This window comes from Algorimicrobium algoritergicola, from assembly GCF_008086165.1.
Lineage (GTDB): Bacteria > Bacteroidota > Bacteroidia > Flavobacteriales > Flavobacteriaceae > Algorimicrobium > Algorimicrobium algoritergicola.
Genome location: NZ_VSKL01000001.1, coordinates 641,793 through 662,000, shown reverse-complemented (window position 1 = coordinate 662,000; position 20,208 = coordinate 641,793). Strand labels below are relative to the sequence as shown.

The 20,208-nt window shown below is 32.9% G+C and carries 17 protein-coding genes and 1 tRNA gene; 4 read left to right on the top strand and 14 right to left on the bottom strand.

Annotation, left to right across the window (positions count from 1 at the left end; translation table 11 throughout):
- Window positions 1-16: 16 nt before the first annotated feature.
- From ES675_RS03155 to mce, 8 genes are all read right to left on the bottom strand, one after another.
- Window positions 17-1,051, bottom strand: coding sequence for a DUF3871 family protein (locus tag ES675_RS03155; protein WP_066254396.1), 1,035 nt, complete (start codon window positions 1,049-1,051; stop codon window positions 17-19).
- Window positions 1,023-1,886, bottom strand: a complete 864-nt coding sequence (locus ES675_RS03150; RefSeq protein ID WP_066254399.1) for an AAA family ATPase — start codon at window positions 1,884-1,886, stop codon at window positions 1,023-1,025. Before ES675_RS03150 ends, ES675_RS03155 begins: the two co-directional genes overlap by 29 nt.
- Window positions 1,887-2,008: 122 nt before the next feature.
- A complete protein-coding gene (locus ES675_RS03145; RefSeq protein WP_066254401.1) occupies window positions 2,009-3,220 on the bottom strand; it encodes a site-specific integrase in 1,212 nt (403 codons plus the stop codon).
- Between the two features lie 78 nt (window positions 3,221-3,298).
- The gene (locus tag ES675_RS03140; protein ID WP_066254404.1) at window positions 3,299-4,573 is read right to left on the bottom strand and encodes a DUF3987 domain-containing protein; all 1,275 of its coding nucleotides are present in this window, start codon (window positions 4,571-4,573) and stop codon (window positions 3,299-3,301) included.
- On the bottom strand, window positions 4,554-4,847 hold the full coding sequence (locus tag ES675_RS03135) for a helix-turn-helix domain-containing protein (RefSeq protein WP_066254408.1): 294 nt from the start codon (window positions 4,845-4,847) through the stop codon (window positions 4,554-4,556). The genes ES675_RS03140 and ES675_RS03135 overlap by 20 nt, the downstream gene beginning before the upstream one ends.
- 122 nt (window positions 4,848-4,969) lie before the next feature.
- Entirely contained in the window at window positions 4,970-5,794 is an 825-nt protein-coding gene (locus ES675_RS03130) for a hypothetical protein (RefSeq protein ID WP_066254412.1), read from the bottom strand.
- Between the two features lie 87 nt (window positions 5,795-5,881).
- Window positions 5,882-5,955 (bottom strand) — tRNA-Ile (locus tag ES675_RS03125).
- 84 nt (window positions 5,956-6,039) lie between these two features.
- Window positions 6,040-6,444 (bottom strand): methylmalonyl-CoA epimerase, encoded by a 405-nt coding sequence (gene mce / locus ES675_RS03120; RefSeq protein ID WP_066254415.1) that lies wholly within the window; start codon window positions 6,442-6,444, stop codon window positions 6,040-6,042.
- A gap of 95 nt (window positions 6,445-6,539) precedes the next feature.
- On the opposite strand from mce, the gene rbfA reads away from it, so the two are divergent.
- Together rbfA and ES675_RS03110 are read left to right on the top strand one after the other, a co-directional pair.
- Entirely contained in the window at window positions 6,540-6,935 is a 396-nt protein-coding gene (gene rbfA / locus ES675_RS03115) for a 30S ribosome-binding factor RbfA (RefSeq protein ID WP_066254419.1), read from the top strand.
- 67 nt (window positions 6,936-7,002) lie between these two features.
- Complete coding sequence (locus ES675_RS03110) at window positions 7,003-8,208, top strand: ABC transporter permease (RefSeq protein ID WP_066254425.1); 1,206 nt, start codon at window positions 7,003-7,005, stop codon at window positions 8,206-8,208.
- 407 nt (window positions 8,209-8,615) lie between these two features.
- Here ES675_RS03110 and dusB read toward each other — a convergent pair whose 3' ends face one another.
- The 3 genes from dusB to ES675_RS03095 all read right to left on the bottom strand — a co-directional run bounded on the left by dusB (window position 8,616) and on the right by ES675_RS03095 (window position 11,793).
- Complete coding sequence (dusB, locus tag ES675_RS03105; protein ID WP_066254429.1) at window positions 8,616-9,611, bottom strand: tRNA dihydrouridine synthase DusB; 996 nt, start codon at window positions 9,609-9,611, stop codon at window positions 8,616-8,618.
- Between the two features lie 458 nt (window positions 9,612-10,069).
- Window positions 10,070-10,492: a DUF4345 domain-containing protein gene (locus ES675_RS03100; RefSeq protein ID WP_231931315.1), complete on the bottom strand. Its 423-nt coding sequence runs from the start codon at window positions 10,490-10,492 to the stop codon at window positions 10,070-10,072.
- 77 nt (window positions 10,493-10,569) lie between these two features.
- Window positions 10,570-11,793, bottom strand: a complete 1,224-nt coding sequence (locus tag ES675_RS03095) for a M28 family peptidase (RefSeq protein ID WP_066254432.1) — start codon at window positions 11,791-11,793, stop codon at window positions 10,570-10,572.
- A gap of 59 nt (window positions 11,794-11,852) precedes the next feature.
- Here ES675_RS03095 and ES675_RS03090 point away from each other — a divergent pair, with 59 nt between their 5' ends.
- The gene (locus ES675_RS03090; protein WP_394349077.1) at window positions 11,853-12,959 is read left to right on the top strand and encodes a TolB family protein; all 1,107 of its coding nucleotides are present in this window, start codon (window positions 11,853-11,855) and stop codon (window positions 12,957-12,959) included.
- Window positions 12,960-12,981: 22 nt separating this feature from the next.
- On the opposite strand, the gene ES675_RS03085 is transcribed toward ES675_RS03090, so the two are convergent.
- Both ES675_RS03085 and ES675_RS03080 read right to left on the bottom strand, forming a co-directional pair.
- The gene (locus ES675_RS03085) at window positions 12,982-13,590 is read right to left on the bottom strand and encodes a hypothetical protein (protein ID WP_066254499.1); all 609 of its coding nucleotides are present in this window, start codon (window positions 13,588-13,590) and stop codon (window positions 12,982-12,984) included.
- 83 nt (window positions 13,591-13,673) lie between these two features.
- Window positions 13,674-16,091 carry a TonB-dependent receptor domain-containing protein gene (locus ES675_RS03080; protein ID WP_066254435.1) on the bottom strand — a complete coding sequence of 806 codons (2,418 nt, stop codon included), beginning with the start codon at window positions 16,089-16,091 and terminating at the stop codon, window positions 13,674-13,676.
- Window positions 16,092-16,244: 153 nt separating this feature from the next.
- Here ES675_RS03080 and lepA point away from each other — a divergent pair, with 153 nt between their 5' ends.
- Window positions 16,245-18,041: a translation elongation factor 4 gene (lepA, locus tag ES675_RS03075; protein WP_066254438.1), complete on the top strand. Its 1,797-nt coding sequence runs from the start codon at window positions 16,245-16,247 to the stop codon at window positions 18,039-18,041.
- Between the two features lie 138 nt (window positions 18,042-18,179).
- Here the strand turns inward: lepA and ES675_RS03070 are convergent, their stop codons facing one another.
- On the bottom strand, window positions 18,180-20,048 hold the full coding sequence (locus ES675_RS03070) for a cation:proton antiporter (protein ID WP_066254442.1): 1,869 nt from the start codon (window positions 20,046-20,048) through the stop codon (window positions 18,180-18,182).
- Window positions 20,049-20,208 lie beyond the last annotated feature (160 nt).

Here is a 20,208-nt window from a genome sequence, read left to right as displayed (position 1 = left end):
GAAGCTGGGCATTCACTCAACTCAAAAACCAACGATGTTTAGAATCATCATTGATGGCATTTGCCAGACCTTGAGTAAAATCAAAGGCATTGACATTTCTAGATAGAAAAGAGTCTATATAAGAGCTCTTATTAGCTCTGGTAAAAAGATTATATACTTTCCAAAGGTTAATATCTCCATTCTCATTTCTACAAAAGCTTTCATCTTGATAATAGTCTTTAGCTACTGTAGAAACTTGTCCTTCATTTAGCATTAATTCTGGAATTTGAGATTTCTCTTGTTTAGGTAAAAAGTTATATAATCTTGCTCGACCTATAAGTTGAGCGAATTGTTTTTCAGTTATACTGTGTTGAGATAACTGCTTCATTTCCTGTAAATGAGATTGTGCATTATAATTCTCTATTAAGTCCATAATTTTAGACTGTAATTCAGAATAGTTACCTACTCGCATTTCGTCTTGATAACCATCTGTAGAAATACATAGGTTACAACACACCATATTTTGAAAACCTATAAAAAATTTAAACTTTTCATAAGTTTTCCTATTATAAAGGTTTTCTTGGTTGTAAGCTCTAACACCTCCAACTGTTAACGAAACATCATGACCATTTATATTCTCTGTAATAGATGGTATTCTAATGATGAATGCCATTCTTTCAAAATACTGTGTTTTCTCATGCTCTAAAAGCTCCTTTACTGGTTTGTAAATAGCATCAGCAGTTCTACCTTTTATTTGGTGAGAAACTCTAATTTCAGGCACTTCAATAGTATGATGAGAAAACACCTTACTAACACAGTTTTGAGCTATTTCTATAAACTCTTGATGTGCTAGAGTCATTTCGTTATCTTTCGAAAATACTGGAATAATGCAATCCTGCTTTAAAGTAGAAAGGCTAACCTCTTTTGTGTTAGCCTCTATAAATGGGTTGTGTGGATATACTTTATTTTCTGTAGGTATTTGCAAAGGATGCACAATTTCAGGAATACCTGCAGGATTATTAAATACTCCATTACGTTGCTTACTAAACTCTGTTGCTGATACTATTTCCATTTTGTGAAAAGTTTTGTGGGTTAGTTAATTTTTCTAATTGGTCTTTTTTAGCTTGATATGAAGCTTTTAATGGCAACTGAAAACTTGGATGTTCTTTATACAGTTCCAGTAACTGGCTTACAGATAGACAGTCCTCAATTTTCAGTTTTACATCTTCCTCTTTTATAGGCGAAGTGCACCAATCTAAAATGCGTTTTCCTGTGGAAGTGTTAATCATAAATTCTGGCTTTCCAGAAAACAAATTGGTTCTATCTTTACTTGCCACGGCAAAGTGCTTGATGTCTATATCAAATACTATGGTAAATTCATAAGAAACATCATCTCTTTGTACGGCTTTAAGCCCTACTTTTTCAGGAACATATTTTCCATCTTTTAGTTGCAGTACATAGTCCTGTTTCGTTCTCATAGTTGCTATAACATGGACATCTGCTTGTAAAATCTTATTTATAAATGCTTTTTGCCTAGGTGTAACTTTACTCCAATTAGCGAATGAATTGCCAGGTAGTTTAGAATGAAAATCCAAGAGTTCATCCCATACTTGAGATATAGAATCTAAAATAATTACTTCCATTCCAGCTTTTTCACAAACCTCAATGGCTTCAATGTATTTCTCTGGTGTAAATGGTGGTTGCAACTGTAACACATTATAGTCACCCAAATGCGCGTAAAGGTCTGCTGAACCATTTTCTGTATCAATTACAGCCACTTTAGCTAAATTACCATTACTCAATCCTTTGGCTAGCAAAAGCGAGCTTAAACTCTTCCCACAGCCACTACTTCCTTGTAGAGCCATTTTAATCTTGGCTTGTTTTCTTTCTGATTGTCTTAATTGCATAGTTTTTGTTTTTTAAGGTTAATATTAAAATTTTAAGTTTGTCGTGAATAGATTCAGTACATAATGAAAAAGCACCTCATCAAACTGATAAAGTGCTTTTGTTAATTTTGTTCTACAAAACTTTAGAGGTCATTAAACTTTCGATTTTCTATGTCTAAATCCTCATCTGAAAATTCTTTTAAATAGGCTATAGTTATTGATACATCACTATGTCCCATCATTTCTGAAATCTTTTCAATTGGAGTCCCTTTCATTTTTAAAATAGTAGCAAAACTATGTCTTGCAACATATGAAGTAATTGGTTTATTAACTCCTGCCAATTTTGCTATTTCTTTTAGTTTTAAGTTATATCTTCTCAATACTTTTTGTTTTCTATAAGCTATTTGTTGCGGGCTTAAATCCTCTTTCAGTAATATTGGAAATACAAACTGGGTGGGTCTATTCTGCGCTTTGTAATAGTCTAAAAATACTTGCACAGATGGAATAATCTCTAGGTTAATCTTCCCTTTAGTTTTAGACCTCGTGTAATAAATTCTTCCGTTTCTGATATTGCTCCATTTCAGTAGCATCATATCTTGGAAATTCATTCCTCTAGTCAAAATGGAAAACAGAAAATAATTGTAAGCTTCTAACAAATGTGGTTGACTCGTTAAGTCTACTTTTTTTATTGCTTTATACTCCTCTAATGTCAAAGCTATTTTATTAGATTCTGTTTTCAACTTTGAAATTTTATAATCTTCAAATGGATAAGGTTCTTTTGGGATTAATTTTCGTTTTCTAGCCTTATTAAAAATAGACCTAAATTCACGCATTCTAAATGCAATGCCTCCATTTTTACTTCCGGTTTCTCTTAAGAATACTTCATACTTTTCTAAAAATGTAGATGTAACATCTTCAAAGCTAAAGTTCTTTCCTTTAAACTTCTTTAAAGAGTCTTTAGTATCGTTATAAGCTTTAGCATTACTAATCCTTCCTGACCTTGTCATTTCACTAATTATTTCATTGAAAAAGTCAATCACATTTACTTTTTGTTTTGTTTTAACCCCCCTAAAGGCTTCTTCAAACTCTTCTAAAGTAAAATTGTTATGGTTAAGTTTAAATGATCTTATAATTTCTAATGCTCTTCCTTTTAGTTTTAATAGTATTTCATTTTCTGTTTGGTAGCTTGGATGCTGCTTTGAAAATGATTCGTTTACAAAGTTTTCTTTCATACAGGATAAGCCAATACTAATTTTCTTTTGCTTTCTATCTTTCAAAATTCTTAAGTAAACAGCATAGTCGCCATTAGCCATAGGTTTCCCATCTAGCATCAATTTTATTGTTGCTCTTATCATAATCTTTTATTTTATTTTTTGAATAAGACTACTCCAGAAATTGGAGTAGCCTTTACAGTTATTGCAGTAATTACATACTTACATTCGTTTTTTGTATTTACCTCTGCTGTGCTTAAAAATGTATTTTCTTTTTTTCCATTGAACTAATTTGTCGTCCATAGTTCTTAAAGGGATGTCATACTTTACGCCTATATCAATAGCTTCTTGCCTTGTGAAGGTAGATTTCAAGTCATCTAAAATATTCTCATCTTGTATTGATAAGTCTCCTGTTTCAATAGAGTTAAAGGTAAATTGACTATGCCTTAATAATGTTTTCATAAGTTGTGAAGCAACCAAAAAGTCGTTATTAGAACAATAAATTATATCCTCTGAACCAAGATTTTCTTTATTTCTTAAAACAGTCAAAATCATAGCAATTCTAAAAAATACTAATCCATGCCTATGTAGGTTTGAAATAAAAGATTGTGAATGGTTATTAACAATATCAGCTCTTATAGGTCTTATAATGCTTAAGAATTTCTCTTTTTGTTGGTCTGTGAAACAGAACTCTATCGGCTTATCAAGTTTAGCTAATTCGCCATACAAATTGAATATATCTTTACCCAACTCATCAAATACTATTTTATTATTTCTGGTTTTCGCAGCAAAAACATCTTTAAAGTCTGTGATTTCATCAAAATTGTAAATCATAAACCTAGAGAACAAACCATTTTCTCTTGATTTTATCAAGGGTTTCAATTGGTCTGGTGTTCCACTTATTACCATAGACAACTTTGGCTCTTTAACTTCAACAAAAACTTTATCTGTTTTTCTACTCACAGATACTGGTTCATGATGAAATGCCTTTCTTAAAACATCAGAATAATTACTCCAATCATTTTTAAGCATATTACTCAAAGTATCTGCCTCCGATTCCATTATTAATAGTCCATGTTCACTTGACTCTAAAAACGAATGCATTTCTGCGCTACTGATATTAGCTGGTAAAATTTTCACTTTTACTTCTGAACATAATGCCTCATCATTTTTTCTGTTTTTATTACTTTCTTCACATATTAAGTAGTCCGCTTTGCTTTCTTGAAAAATCTTGTCGTGAATTGGCTCTATAAGTAGTCTTGAATAGTTCATTACGCCTTTTCCTGATGCTGCTGGTGCAATGACCATCAAGTACAGATGAGGATAAACAAAATCCCCATCATAAACTCCATTAACATTAGGCAAACAGCTACTCAAAACCCCTAAACTTGACAACAATACTATATCCTTTTCTCTGCTTTCAAAAGGCTCTGTTAACTTAATTAAGTCTTCAGGTAGTCGATTATAGACATGCTTATCAATGTGTCTTCTTTCCATTGCCGTTTCTTTTTAAATGATTAAAAATATCTTCTTCTAAAACTCTTGCACTTCGAGATTGACTCTGTAACATCCAGCTATCTAAATCTGACTTTCTGAAATAGATTTTACCTCCGTTTGGTTTAGTAAACTCTATAGATTTCTTATGTGTTAATTTGTATAAAAAGGATTTGCTTACATCTAAATAAATTAGTGCTTCTTTAAAACTCAATATCTCTTTGAGAGCAATTATTTGTACTCTCTGAAGATAGTCTACATTCTCTGTATTTTCCATATCTCATGTTTTTATGACACCTTGCTAGCATAAAATTTAGGTATCGGATTATGGCACAATATTAGAGTTAATAAAAACTAAAAATCGCTATGTGTGAGAAGTGTGTGAGGGAAAGTGTGAGTCTATTTTGGAAAGTTTTCAGAAAAGAATTTCCTAATATTATTAAGGTCTGAATTACTCTTACTTTCAATTCGTTTTATAGTGTTTTCATAATTACTAACTGAAAGTACCTTACCCGATTTAGTTATAAATCTTGCAGATTCATGAATCTTTTTTCTAGTAAAGTCTGTGTACAAATAAGATATTTCGCTTAATAAACATACCATAACTTCAGTAGAAGTATCAAATTGCAGTACTAACTTTACATCTTTGTAATTAAATATAGAAAAGAAATCATCAAAACTGTATTTATCTGCATCTATGAATGAGAAGTCATCCATGAAATTGTAGATTTTTTTTAAATCCGCTCTTGAATAATTTCGTTTTAAAGTGAAGTATGATGGACTATCATATTGGTTTTCAAAAGGAAACTGGTATTTTATTTTTAGATAGTCCTTTATTTCTTCTGAAGGTTTAATACAAATGGGAAAAGTAGAAAAGACACCTTGATTACTTTCTAACATAAAATCAAATGACATTAAAATTGTGTCCCAGTATTTTTTCTTTTCCTTTTGAGAAAGCATGGCATTAGATAAGTCAATTTCAACTTTAATATCATTGGTAACCTTCCAAAGTAACTCTTTTAATTGGGTTTCAAATTTTATTTCTAGAACCTTATCATCAATGTCATTATAGTAGGTTATTATTCCTTTGGAGCTGTCAATGTTTAATGGTTGCTCTTCTTCGTTAACATGCTGTTTAATAAAATTTTTTATTAAACGTTCAATATTAGATGAGTGTATAAAGTTCTGAAAGTTTACAATTGCTGTAGGTTGAAATGTATTCATATCTCAAATTTACTAATTGTTGTCGATATGTTGCAGGCAAAATAAAAAAGCACCTACAATAAATTTGTAAGTGCTTGATTTTAAAAGTGGTCCCACCTGGGCTCGAACCAGGGACTTTCTGATTATGAGTCAGATACTCTAACCAGCTGAGTTATAGGACCCATTAGCGCAAGGCTAACTTCTGGTTTCTCTTTTTTCAAAGAGAGTGCAATATTACTACATATTTTAATACTCTCAAAGTATTTTTATTCCTTTATCTCTTGGCATAACTCAATCAAAACGCCGTTAGTAGATTTTGGATGTAAAAAAGCAACCAATTTATTATCGGCTCCTTTTTTAGGTGTTTTATTTATAACCGTAAAACCCTCTGCTTCCAGTCTCTTAATTTCCGCTTCAATATCATCCACATCAAACGCAATATGATGAATGCCTTCGCCGCGTTTTTCAATAAATTTAGCTATTGGGCTATCCGGATTTGTAGCCTCCAAAAGTTCAATTTTATTAGTACCTACTTGAAAAAATGAGGTATTGACACCTTCGCTAGCCACTTCTTCTATTTTATAATGAGGCGCATTAAAAAGTTTAGCGAATAAGTCATTCGATGTTTCTAAACTTTTAACGGCAATACCTATATGTTCAATTTTATTCATATTAATTCTCCACGAAAGCGGAAATCTCTTTTAATTAAAACTATTTTATTATCTTCAAAAATACAATAATCTTTAAATATGCGTATTTTTGCACCATGGAAGAAAGTCAAAGACAAAAAAAGATAGGATCGGTTTTACAGCGCGACCTAGTTGAAATCCTTCAAAAAGCTGCTAGTGAAGGTGGTATGCGAGGTGTATTAATCTCGGTTTCGAAGGTTAAAGTAACTGTAGATTTATCAGTTGCTAAAGTATATTTAAGTATTTTCCCGAATGCTAAAGCTAAAGAATTATTAGTTGGAATCCGTTCTAACGCACCACTTATAAAGCATGAATTAGCCCAACGAACTAGACATCAATTACGACGCATGCCACAATTAGAATTTTTTGTGGACGATTCATTAGAGTATATTGATGGGATTGAAAAATCATTAAAAAGAACAGAAAATCCTATTAAGGATCCCGATCTTTTAGATAATCGTAAAAAATCATAATCGGTTTTAAATCAGTTTCAAAAAACAGCCAGCTTGTATTGAAAAACGCCTGTAGGTCTCGTAATTTATGAATTTTTCACTCTACATAGCGAAACGGTATTTGCTTTCTAAAAGCAGCAACAATGCCATTAATTTTATTACAGGAATTGCCGCTGTCAGTGTCATTTTAGGCGCTTTATCTTTATTTATTGTCCTTTCTGGCTTTGCCGGACTTAAAGATTTTACACTCCAATTTACATCCTTAATAGATCCCGATTTAAAAGCGGAAGCGGCTGTTGGAAAATCGTTTAAAATTTCTTCGGAAGAATTAAGTACACTTCAAAACCATCCGGATATTGTATCCTTTTCTCAAATTGTTGAAGACCGTGTTTTTATCACATTTGAAGACCGGAACTACCCAAATGCTTATATAAAAGGCGTTGATGAAAATTTTGAATCGGTAAATGCAATCGATTCTGTGGTACCACTTGGAAGTTGGTTTTCTGAAAAATCAAACCAAATAGTGACCGGTTGGGGAATTGCCAATAGACTTAATATTGGTGTTATGGATTATGGGAAATCAGTTGAATTATACATTCCAAAACCAGGAAAAGGTCAAGTAACCGATGTTAAACAAGCCTTTACTAGCGTAAAAGCTATTAATGTTGGTGTTTTTGATATTAACGAAGCTACAAATGATAAATACATTTATGCACCTATTGATATGGCGCGTTATTTATTGAATTATGATGACAATCAAGTCACTGCTTTAGAATTTAAAATACGTGAAGGCGTCAGCGAAGCCGATGCTCGCGAAGCTATTTCAACTGTTTTAGGCGATAAAGTAATTTTAAAAAATACCGAACAGTTAAATGATGCACTTTATAAAATGCTAAACACTGAATATTTGGCTGTTTACCTCATCTTCACACTTATTCTAATTATTGCTTTATTTAATGTGGTAGGAACCATTATCATGATGATTCTGGACAAAAAGAAAACGCTACACACGCTTTATCACATGGGAGCAACCGTAAAGGATATTCGACGAATTTTCTTTCTGCAAGGTTCCTTAATGACGGTTGTAGGTGGTTTAATTGGTTTGTTGGTTGGCTATTTAATTGTCCAAGCACAAATCAGTTTTGGTTTGGTTAAAATTACACCATCACTACCCTATCCTATGGGATTGAAATTGGAAAATTTTCTGATTGTGTTTATTACTATTTCGGTTTTGGGTATTCTAGCTTCTAAAGTCGCTTCCGTTCGAATTACTAAAAATTTAATTAGTTATTGATTTTATTAAAAAGAATTAAGGCATGATTCGCATAGTTTTTACAAATCAATCATGGACTAAATAATTAACATATTCATTTTTTCCATTGATGAAAAAACGAACCAAAAAAATCTAGGCTTACGAACCTTTATCTAAATTTTTCATTCGATGCCTAAATATTAGGAACTCGCTTGAAAAATCTTGATTAATTTAAAAATTAGGCTAGCTCAAACAGCCTAAAATTTCCCGGCATTTACTCATCCATTAATATTTTATTTTTTGGTATTCGTGAATCTTCGATTTCATTTTTAAATTTTACGATAAATCTTCGATAGGCCATGTTTAGGAAGCTTAAAACAATTCATATATTTTTAACCATTTGAATCCTGAATGAGAAGACTATTAAACAGAATCTTTAGAATACTATGTTATTGAGCGAATTCGTAGTCTGAAAACGTATCTAAAACGTCATCAAAAGCAGCGAAAACATCCACAGCATCATCACTGGTAACCATTTTCATACGGTATTCTTTAAAATTCGGAATGCCTTTGAAATAGTTGGTATAATGACGTCTGGTTTCAAAAACACCTAATTTTTCGCCTTTCCAGTCAATAGCCATTTGTAAATGACGTCTGGCAGCATCCACGCGCTCTTCCAATGAAATTGGTGCCAAATGCTCACCTGTGTTAAAAAAGTGTTTCACTTGCTTAAAAAACCAAGGGTTTCCTATGGAAGCGCGACCTATCATACAACCATCTAAACCATAAACATCACGCATTTCCATGGCACGTTCCGGTGTATCTACATCGCCATTTCCAAAAACAGGAATATGCATACGTGGATTATTTTTCACGGCAGCAATTGGTGCCCAATCGGCATTACCTTTATACATTTGTGCACGTGTTCTGCCATGAATAGATATGGCAGCACAACCGACATCTTGCAAGCGTTCAGCAACTTCTAAAATACGAATGGAATCATGATCCCAACCTAAACGGGTTTTTACGGTAACTGGTAAATTGGTACGTTTTACCATTTCGGCAGTGAGTTGTTCCATGAGGCAGATATCTTTTAAAATACCAGCTCCTGCTCCTTTACTAACCACTTTTTTCACGGGACACCCAAAATTAATATCAATGATATCTGGATTGGATTTTTCAACAATATCAATGGTTTGCAACATACTTTCCAAATTGGCTCCAAATATTTGAATCCCAACCGGACGTTCCTTTTCGTAAATATCCAATTTCATGATGCTTTTTGCTGCATCGCGAATTAAACCTTCACTGGAAATGAATTCTGTGTATACCACATCAGCTCCTTGTTCTTTGCATAAGGCGCGAAATGGTGGATCGCTAACGTCTTCCATGGGTGCTAAAAGCAGTGGGAAGTCGGGAAGTTCTATGTTACCTATTTTTACCAAGTGTTTCTTATTTTAGGCAAAATTACGCCTTTTTCTAGTTATCAATAACCTTTTTATAATTTAGGTTTAGTTCTTTGCTAAATACATTTATTCTTTAAAATGATTTCTTTTCTTTTTTACTCACCACTCCTACTTATTTTACTATAAGGTGTTCGTGAATCTTCGATTTTCATTGCCCAAAAAAGAAACAAAAAAGTCTAGGCTTACGAAACTTTATCTAAATTTTTCATTCGATGCCTAAATTTTAGGAACTCGCATCACAGATCTAGCTTACTTTAAAAATTTTGCGCGCTCAAACAGCCTAAAATTTTACGGCTTCTTCATTTTCAAATTTTACGATAAATCTTCGATAGGCCAATTTAGGAAGTTTTAAATGAATCCAAGAAAATTTAAAAAGATTCAAACATAAATAAAAAAATAGATTTTGGTACACAATAAAAAATCATATTTAACTGCAATTAATTATGATTTCTCAAAACCCATAAGCCATAAAATCCAAGGAATAATTCGGCAATGGTTCCAAATTGATAGCCAAATGTTGGCATACCATCTAAAAAATAACTGATTACGCGACCAAACCCTAAACCTAGCATAAAAATACAGTTGGAAACGAGCGCCATTTTTAAATACTCCGATTTAAAAACACCTAAAATCCACAAAGCTGAAAACCCTAAATAGAGCCCCATGATGGCTTTAAAAAAATTATGCTCATCAATGGTATTTAAATGAATATCAAACTGCAATTCTGGGTTAAATCCATAAATAATGGATACAGGAACAACAATGGACACAGAAATAATCAAGTGTATTTTTGCTATAAATTCCTGTTTGTTAAATCGCATATAGTTTCTTAAAAGTTTATATTTTTCAATTCGTCTCATACATTAGGTTTCGACTGCGCGCAACCTGACAATCCAAAGTCTAACCGAAAAATAATTATGCCATTACGTTCTGACCTCTAAAAGTTTAAATCCACTTCTAATGGTTTCCCATCTCTTTTTACGGTTACTTTCGTACTATCACCCGTATCAAAAACAGATAAAGCACGCATATAACTCATCATATTTGTAACGGTACTATCACCTAATTTAATCACGACATCACCTTTTAATAAACCGGCTTTTTGTGCTGGTTTATCTTCACTTACACCATCAATACGCATGCCTTCACCATCATATAAATAATCTGGTACAACACCTAAACCGACTTTAAATCGTGGTGTTTCCTCACTTTCATTTTTGGTTTTTTGGAAGGCTAATTTACCATTGTCGTCTAAATCGGTAATCACATCAAAAATATAGTTGGAAATGGTTTCCATGCCTTCATAATTCAACTTTTCGGAATCATCACCAGGTTTGTGATAATCTTCATGCTGACCTGTGAAAAAATGTAAAACGGGAATATCAATTAAATAAAACGAGGTATGATCGCTTGGACCCACACCAGATTCGTTTTCAATTAATTTAAACTTATCATTATGTGACTTTAAAACCTGCTTAAAGATAGGCGACGTTCCAGTTCCATAAACAGCCAAAGTGCTATCTTGCTTTAAACGACCAACCATATCCATATTAATCATATAGCTCACCGCTTTACTATCAATAGTCGGGTTTTTAGCAAAATAATTAGAACCTAATAAGCCCATTTCTTCACCTGAAAATGCCATAAACAAATAGTTATTTGCTGTATTAATACCTTTTAATTTTCCTGCCAAATCCAACATAACTGCCACACCACTGGCGTTATCATCAGCACCATTATGAATGGCTTTTTCACCTTTATGAAGTGAACCTTGAGCGCCATAACCTAAATGATCATAGTGCGCACCAATAATGATGGTGTTTTCGGCTTTATTATCAATATATCCTAAAACGTTTGTTCCGGTAATCGTGCTATCTTTGCTATTTTCCGTATAAGCTACCTCACCGTGTGGATCATTCTTTGGCTTGAAGGTAAAGGTCTGGTAAAAGTTGTTTGTTCCTTTGCCCTGAATTCCCATTTCTTCAAAACGCTTCACAATATATGCAGCCGCTTCTTGTTCACCTTTGGTGCCCGTTTCGCGACCTTCTAATTTATCATCGGCTAAAAAAGTGACGTCTTCTTTAATTCTATTTTCGTGGGTGTAGTCCTTTTTACAACCTAGTAACGATATAAAAAGAACGAGTAACGCTATTTTCTTCATATTAATAATCTTATTTTTGGCAAAATTACGTAATAATTGCCACTTTTTTATAAGAACACATGATGAAACCATTTTTCTATTTATGCGTATTAACCATCGTATTAACCGTTTCTTGCAAATCGGATAAAGGTGAAAATCCTGACGCCGAATCTGGCGCAACTAAATGGGCTGATACCTTAATATATCCTGAAGAAATTCATTTTAAAAGTTTAAAGCAAATAACCTTTGGTGGCGATAATGCCGAAGCCTATTGGAGTTTTGATGATAAGCAATTAGTATTTCAATCTAATAATACCGATTGGGATGTAAAATGCGATCAGATGTTTTTAATGAATGCCGACGAAACTTTTAAGGACAATATACCACCAATGGTAAGTACTGGAAAAGGCCGTACAACCTGTGCGTATTTTTTACCAGATAACAAGCATATTATTTATGCTTCAACGCATTTAGGCGCTGATGATTGTCCAGATACACCGTTACGAAAAAATGGCAAATACATTTGGCCGATTTATGATACGTACGATATTTTTGTAGCCGATTTAGAAGGTAATATTACAGCACAATTAACGAATGAAAAAGGCTATGATGCCGAACCTACTGTATCGCCAAAAGGTGATAAAATTGTATTTACATCCGATAGAAGTGGGGATTTGGAATTATACACCATGAATATTGATGGTTCTGATGTAAAACAAATAACGTTTGAATTAGGTTATGATGGTGGTGCATTTTTCTCACCAGATGGTACCAAACTTATTTTCCGTTCGTCTAGACCAAAAACGGATGAAGAAATCAAAGAATATAAAGATTTATTAGCTGAAGGTTTGGTGCAACCAACCGAAATGGAATTGTATATCTGTAATGCTGATGGTAGCGATTTACGCCAATTAACCGATTTAGGAAATGCCAATTGGAGTCCGTTTTTTCACCCAAGTGGTAAGAAAATTTTGTTCTCGTCTAACTTTGAATCCCCACGTGGTTTTCCGTTTAATTTATACTTGATTGATATTGATGGGAAGAATTTGGAACGTGTAACACATAGTGAAACCTTTGATGCCTTTCCCGTATTTTCTAATGATGGTAAAAAACTAATTTTTTCTTCTAATAGAAATAATGGTGGTGGAAGAGACACCAATTTGTTTATTGCGGAATGGCAAGAATAACAGGATTGCGATTCTGAAATAATTAATAATCTATTACAGGTTCAAGATTTCTTGGTGGTGCAGGTGGTGATGGCATCTGCCTGAAATAATCAAAGTAAATTCTTAATTCTAAAGAGTCCTTATTTACAGCATTTATTTCATCAAAAGTTTGTGTTACTTTTATCAATAGGTTTTTTAATTCTGTTGCCGTTTTACTTGTATCTATCGTAATTTCGACCATGGCAAATTGTGATGATTTTGAATACGGATAATTCTTTGGAATGTTCAAATAATGTTCGCTTAAAATAGGCTTTAAATAGTCTATTGGATAACCAGAGTCTTTCAGAATTGAATCTGACTTTATTCTTATAATATTCCTTTCGCTAAAAAAGCAACCTGCATACGAATGTGGAAATATGCGTTTTTTAACGCCTCCATCTATTATTTCTATCAGTGATAATCTATTGGAATAATCATTACCACTAACCCAACTCGTGATTTGTTTGAAGTTAAAATTTGTAGTATCCAAATCTATTTTCTTAATTAGAAAAATATCGGAATTATTATCTCTCGGATAATTTCGAGATTCAGTTACAGTTTCTTCACAACTTAAGGTTAAAAATAAGATAACGAGTATTAAAAATTCTTTCAAATAAGCCATTTAAGATTGTAGTGTTTTCCATATAAAGCACTATTTATGCCAAAAGAAAATTCTTATTCTTGTTTAAGGTTTAATTACTCACCCTTCTCCAACCTATCACGTTCTTCACGTTCTTTAGTACGTTGGTTAGTACTTAATCCTGTATTACCAAATTTATAGGTGAAACCAAATTTTACGTACCTATTATCCTGATTTAAGTGTCGGGAATTATCTTGATTTAAATAGCGAGAAGTTACCGTATAATTTTGCGTATTAAATAAATCAGAAAACGTTAAAGCCAAAGAACCTCTCTTATTTAAAATGGTTTTTTTAATGACTAAATCTGAAAATAGCAAGGATTCTATAGTCTGGAATCCTTGTTGGTTTTTACTAACATAAACCAATGAAAAATTAGCTGACAAACTATTGTCTTTTAAAAATGTGAAGGAATTACTTAACACGGAGTAGTTAGACCATCTATCCATTTCTAGCGCTTCATTATTAATATTTATTTCTTCCTGCATATTATAAAATGAGGTAACAGCATACACATTCCAACGTTCTGTAATATCAAAAATACCTACAAAATCAAAACCATATTCTCTGGTTCCTGCTAAATTGGTTGGTGTATAAATCAATAAGTTGTTTGCATTGTCTTGAAGTGGTAACTCCATGGAATTTGCATCAATATCTTTATAATAGGCTTCTACAAAAAAACTATTATTTAAAGAAGCACCTACTACAAAATGATCTGCAACAGCAGGCTGCAAATTAGGATTTCCAGTTACAATGGTATTATCATTTAAAAAGAATTTAAACGGATTTAAAGATTGAAAATCAGGACGTTCTATACTGCGCTTGTAATTGGAATACACACTTATTTTTTCGGAAACTTGGTATTTAATATTGGCGGTTGGAAACCAATTAAAATAGTCTTGAGACATGGTGTTATTCGTAACTACAGATTTTCCTTCGGTATCTGTCTGTTCCACCCGTAAACCGAAACTTATACTCCACTTTTCCCAATTTTTATCAAAACTAGCATAGGCTGCCAGTACACTTTCCGAATAATCAAACGCATTAGAATTGGTGACATCCGAAACAAAACTTGAGCCTAGAAGGTTATACTGGTTTAATTGGCTATCTGTATTGACAAAAGACGCTTTGGCTCCCACTGCAAATGATGATGTATCATTTATAGGTAAACTATAATCGGCTTGAACGGTATTTAATAAGGTATTTTGATCTGATGAGGTATTGAATAGATTCCTATAATCAAAATTGTTATTTACATCTTTATAAAGACTCTGAACACGTTGATCGCGATGGTAATCATAGGTTGTGAAATGTGTGTTTAAGGATAAACTACTACCATTATCAAATTCTAAATCATAATCTAAATCGAATCCGAAGTTATACTTATCATCATCGGAATCGTTTTCAGTATCAAAATTATAAAGTTGATTATACCCTGAATCCAACACGTCTGTATGTCCTTTAGTAATGTACTCAAATTCTGGTAAATACAGTAAATTAGCTGAAAAGCTTATGGTGTTTTTATCGTTTATAAAATAATCGAAATTCGTATTTATGGTGTGTGTTTGAGACCAAGTTGTTCGGTTCACATCTGAATACCAACGCTCATAAATACCCGTATTGTCTCTATAATTAACGCGCTCATCACTTACACGTGCTATTTTAGAATCTGTATAACTATAGCTTGCAAAGATGTTTATTTTATCGGTTTTATAAAAATTAGAAATTCCAGCATTGTATCTCGCATACGTACCTTGGGTATAGTTTGCAAAAGCAGTTCCATTATAACCCGTTGCTAGACTTTTAGTCATAATAATATTTAAAACCACACCAGATTCAGCATCATATTTTGCTGGCGGATTGGTAATAACTTCAATGGATTTAATAGAATTTGCAGGTGTGCCTTCTAATAGCTGTAATAATTCGGCATCAGAAAGGTGAATTTTTCGGTCGTTAATATAAACCGTAGGTTTCGAATTCCGGACGGTTAGGCTATTATCAAGAATTAAAACACTTGGCGTACTTTTTAAAACGTCTTTCATATTACCTTCACTTAAAGCGGTATTTGCTACACTAAAAACCAAACGATCTACTTCTTTTTTAAGTGTTGGTTTATTAGCTATAATAGACACTTCATTAAGTGCTTCAGCAGATTCTTCTAACGTAATATCTTGTATAATTAAGTCGATATCTGTAATTTGAATAGGCAGTAGAACATCTTTAAAACCAACAAAACTTATTTTAAGCATATAGTTTTCTGTTGGCACATTTTCAATTTTAAACGAACCGTCATCTACAGACGTAGTACCTTTTACTGCGGTAGAATCTTGACTAGAAAGCAACAAAATATTGGCATAAGCAATAGGCTGTTTTTGAAGATCGATTAACTTACCAGAAACCGAAAAATTTTGTGAAAAAGCAGACAATGAAACAAATAGACTAAAACAAATAAGGACTAAAAATGGTTTCGTATTCATCAAAAAAAAATTGGACTCGCAATATAAAGATTGTTTTTTACTAAAAATTACGGTTTTCCCGTAAATAATATATTAAGATTGTTTGCTATATATATTTAAAGCATAATAAAACAATTATATTTGCCAATTAGTTACCATGCTAGACAACAGGTTATGAAGAACATTAGAAATTTTTGCATTATTGCACATATTGATCACGGAAAAAGTACGTTAGCAGATCGTTTATTGGACGCTACTGGTTCTGTAACAGCTCGCGAACAACAAGCACAACTTTTAGATAGTATGGATTTGGAGCGTGAACGTGGTATTACCATCAAGTCGCACGCCATACAAATGGATTATGAATTTGAAGGCGAAAAATACGTCTTGAATCTTATTGATACGCCAGGTCACGTAGATTTCTCTTATGAGGTCTCACGATCTATTGCCGCTTGTGAAGGTGCCCTTTTAATTGTAGATGCTGCACAAAGTATTCAAGCACAAACCATTTCTAATTTATATTTGGCTTTAGAGAATGATTTAGAGATTATTCCCGTATTGAATAAAGTAGATTTACCAAGCGCCAATCCGGAAGAAGTTACCGATGATATCGTTGATCTTCTTGGTTGCGATCCTAGTGACGTGATTCATGCTAGTGGAAAAACAGGTTTTGGTATTGAAAATATTTTAGAAGCCATTATAAAACGTATTCCGGCACCAAAAGGTAATGTGGATGAACCGCTTCAAGCTTTAATATTTGATTCTGTTTACAATACTTTTAGAGGAATTGAAACGTATTTCCGCGTGTTTAATGGCGAAATTAAAAAAGGCCAGAAAATTAAATTTGTTGCTACAGGTAAAGAATATTTTGCTGATGAAGTGGGTACTTTAAAATTAAGTCAAGTTCCAAAACAGAGTGTAAAAGCTGGAGATGTTGGGTATTTGATTACCGGAATAAAAACCGCCAAAGAAGTAAAAGTTGGTGATACTATTACGGATTTTGCCAATCCTACAACCAATATTGTTGAAGGTTTTGAAGATGTAAAACCAATGGTTTTTGCAGGTATTTACCCTGTTGATACCGAAGATTATGAAGAGTTAAGAAACTCTATGGAAAAATTGCAGCTTAATGATGCGTCTTTGGTATTTCAACCAGAAAGTTCAGCAGCTTTAGGTTTTGGTTTCCGTTGTGGATTTTTAGGTATGTTACACATGGAAATTATTCAAGAACGTTTAGAGCGTGAGTTTGATATGACGGTTATTACAACAGTTCCTAACGTTTCGTACAACGCGTTTACCAATAAAGAACCTAATGTGCCTTTTATAGTTAACAATCCTAGTGATTTACCGGAACCAACAACTGTAAATCGTGTTGAAGAGCCTTTTATAAAAGCAACCATTATTACCAAAGCAGATTTTGTAGGTAACGTTATGAGTTTGTGTATTGAGAAGCGTGGAATGATTGTTAATCAGACTTATTTAACTACAGATCGTGTTGAGTTGACTTTTGAAATGCCATTAGCCGAAATTGTTTTCGATTTCTACGATCGTTTAAAAACAGTTTCTAAAGGATATGCCTCTTTTGATTATTCGCCAATTGGTATGAAAGTATCTAAATTGGTACGTTTAGATGTGTTATTAAACGCACAACCTGTTGATGCGCTTTCCGCATTAATCCATGCTGATAATGCACACCTTATTGGAAAAAAAATGTGTGAAAAGTTGAAGGAATTAATTCCACGTCAACAATTTGATATTCCTATTCAAGCTGCTATTGGCGCCAAAATTATTGCGCGTGAAACCGTAAAAGCACTTCGTAAAGATGTAACGGCAAAATGTTATGGTGGAGATATTTCGCGTAAACGTAAGTTGTTAGAAAAGCAGAAAAAAGGTAAAAAACGTATGAGACAAGTTGGTAATGTTGAAATTCCACAAGAAGCATTTATGGCTGTTTTGAAGTTGAACGACTAACCTTATTCTAATTGGAAAAAATAAAATATAGAAATTTAAAAGACTCACATTAATGTGAGTCTTTTTTTTGGGGAAAATTATGCGCATTTATGGATTTCTGCTTTCGCCTGCTTACAAACAAGTTAGTAAGTTTAAGAATTAAACCTCCTCTTGATTAACCTTTGCCTTTCCGTTCAATTTCTCGACATCAATAGGTTTTCCAAGGTAAACAAGTTCCCATTTAGGTTGAATATCCTCTAAGTTTAAGTTTTCAGAACCTATTATTATCAATTGATTATCTAGGTCTTTTAGAAACAACGGAATAATCTCTTCGTCAGCATTGGTTATTTTCAACAATTCCTCATAATGTTCTCTTCCCTCCAAAGGAAGTTCCTGAATAGACGGATATTTATTAGTAACCGAAACTAATGTGCTATAATCCGTTGTGTGAGAAAACAACCCTTCACCAGGGACAACGTCTGTTTCTAGAGTTTCTGTTGATGTTAATAATCTAAAAGAGCCATTTTCTCCATATAGCTTACTAAACTTATTAATTGCATATTTATTAATATCTGAACTTCCCGTTAAAGCCATTAAATATCCCATGGCATTTAGTTCAATATTATCCATTAATTTATCGGAATAAATATTGGTGTTTATTGCTTCAAGCCCTAATTCTTTAGCCTTTGCAATATTGTTTTGGTTACTATCAATTAGCACAACATGTCTGCCACGGGACTCTAAATAATGACCTAACAATCTAGAAACTTTAGAAGCACCAACAATTAAAACACCTTCTGATTTATTTAAAAATACACCAACCATTTTAGCAAACATTCTTGCAGTGGTTGCGTTTAACAAAACGGTTCCTAAAACAATCATAAACACTAAAGGTGTAATGTATTCAGCGCCTGGAACACCATCACTTGCTAATTTTAATCCGAATAATGATGCAATACCTGCCGCAACAATACCTCGTGGTCCAACCCAACTAATAAAGAGTTTTTCGTTGAGTTTTAAATTAGAACCATGCGAACTGATAAAAACGCCAATTGGTCTTAAAACAAAGACTACAATAGCAAAAAGGAGTACCGTATTCCAGTTGAATATTAACAGTAATTCCTGATAATTAATATTGGCAGCCAATAGAATAAATAATATGGAAATTAAAAGGATACTTAAAGATTCTTTAAAGTATAAAAGCTCCTTTAAATAGGGTGAATTGGAGTTTCCTAAAACCATTCCCATAACAACAACGGCTAATAATCCAGATTCATGCGCAAAAATATCAGCTAAAATAAAAACGCCTAAAACGGCAGCTAGAGCGAATACATTCATTAAATAATGTGGTATCCACTTTTTATTCATAATAATATTAAGAGCATGTGCAAATGTAAAACCGAAAGTAAATCCAAATAATACAATTTTACCAAACTCAATAAAGGCTGTTTTGGTATACTCACCACCGCCATCAACACTAATAAATTCGAAAACCAAAACGGCAACCAATGCACCAATAGGATCAATTAAAATACCTTCCCATTTTAGAACGGCTGAAACATCTTTTTTAAGGGGAATATTTCGTAAAATCGGTGTAATTACGGTTGGTCCCGTAACAATGATTAAGGCAGAAAACAAAAATGAAATTTCCCAACTTAAATAGAATATATAATGAGCCGCAACAGCTGCTCCAAAAAATGTAACTATAGAACCAATGGTAATTAATTTTGTAATAGCTGGTGCTACGTTTTTAATTTCACCCATCCGCAAGGTTAAACCACCTTCAAAAAGAATGATACTAATTGCAAGGGATACAAAGTAGAATAAACTTTCGCCCGGAAATAGACCTTCTTCACCATTCCATCGTGGTTCAATCCATTTGGTTCCATCTTCCGATAAAAACTCGGCAGCAATTGGTCCAACTAATAAACCGATTAAAATTAGAGGTAAAATAGCTGGGATTTTTAATTTCCAAGCTACCCATTGTGCTAATATGCCTAAAATGATAATTCCGCCTAATTCTAACATATAGTGTTTTGTTTTTCTAATTCAAGGTTTAAAGGTCGTATATAGCATAAAACCTAACAAAAAAACAACTGAAAATCATAATAATAAACTTATAACAATCTAATTGTTCATTTAGAATAGCCACACCAACACAGCTTTTCTATTTTAATTTTGGTGGTAA

What these genes read in the sequence shown, in the direction of transcription:
- ES675_RS03090 (WP_394349077.1), top strand. Translation starts at nt 11,853, where the DNA reads ATGATGAAACCATTTTTCTATTTATGCGTATTAACCATCGTATTAACC.
- ES675_RS03100 (WP_231931315.1), bottom strand. Translation starts at nt 10,492, where the DNA reads ATGAGACGAATTGAAAAATATAAACTTTTAAGAAACTATATGCGATTT.
- mce (WP_066254415.1), bottom strand. Translation starts at nt 6,444, where the DNA reads ATGAATAAAATTGAACATATAGGTATTGCCGTTAAAAGTTTAGAAACA.
- ES675_RS03110 (WP_066254425.1), top strand. Translation starts at nt 7,003, where the DNA reads ATGAATTTTTCACTCTACATAGCGAAACGGTATTTGCTTTCTAAAAGC.
- lepA (WP_066254438.1), top strand. Translation starts at nt 16,245, where the DNA reads ATGAAGAACATTAGAAATTTTTGCATTATTGCACATATTGATCACGGA.
- ES675_RS03145 (WP_066254401.1), bottom strand. Translation starts at nt 3,220, where the DNA reads ATGATAAGAGCAACAATAAAATTGATGCTAGATGGGAAACCTATGGCT.
- ES675_RS03140 (WP_066254404.1), bottom strand. Translation starts at nt 4,573, where the DNA reads ATGGAAAGAAGACACATTGATAAGCATGTCTATAATCGACTACCTGAA.
- ES675_RS03130 (WP_066254412.1), bottom strand. Translation starts at nt 5,794, where the DNA reads ATGAATACATTTCAACCTACAGCAATTGTAAACTTTCAGAACTTTATA.
- ES675_RS03150 (WP_066254399.1), bottom strand. Translation starts at nt 1,886, where the DNA reads ATGCAATTAAGACAATCAGAAAGAAAACAAGCCAAGATTAAAATGGCT.
- ES675_RS03095 (WP_066254432.1), bottom strand. Translation starts at nt 11,793, where the DNA reads ATGAAGAAAATAGCGTTACTCGTTCTTTTTATATCGTTACTAGGTTGT.
- ES675_RS03070 (WP_066254442.1), bottom strand. Translation starts at nt 20,048, where the DNA reads ATGTTAGAATTAGGCGGAATTATCATTTTAGGCATATTAGCACAATGG.
- ES675_RS03155 (WP_066254396.1), bottom strand. Translation starts at nt 1,051, where the DNA reads ATGGAAATAGTATCAGCAACAGAGTTTAGTAAGCAACGTAATGGAGTA.
- ES675_RS03135 (WP_066254408.1), bottom strand. Translation starts at nt 4,847, where the DNA reads ATGGAAAATACAGAGAATGTAGACTATCTTCAGAGAGTACAAATAATT.
- ES675_RS03080 (WP_066254435.1), bottom strand. Translation starts at nt 16,091, where the DNA reads ATGAATACGAAACCATTTTTAGTCCTTATTTGTTTTAGTCTATTTGTT.
- rbfA (WP_066254419.1), top strand. Translation starts at nt 6,540, where the DNA reads ATGGAAGAAAGTCAAAGACAAAAAAAGATAGGATCGGTTTTACAGCGC.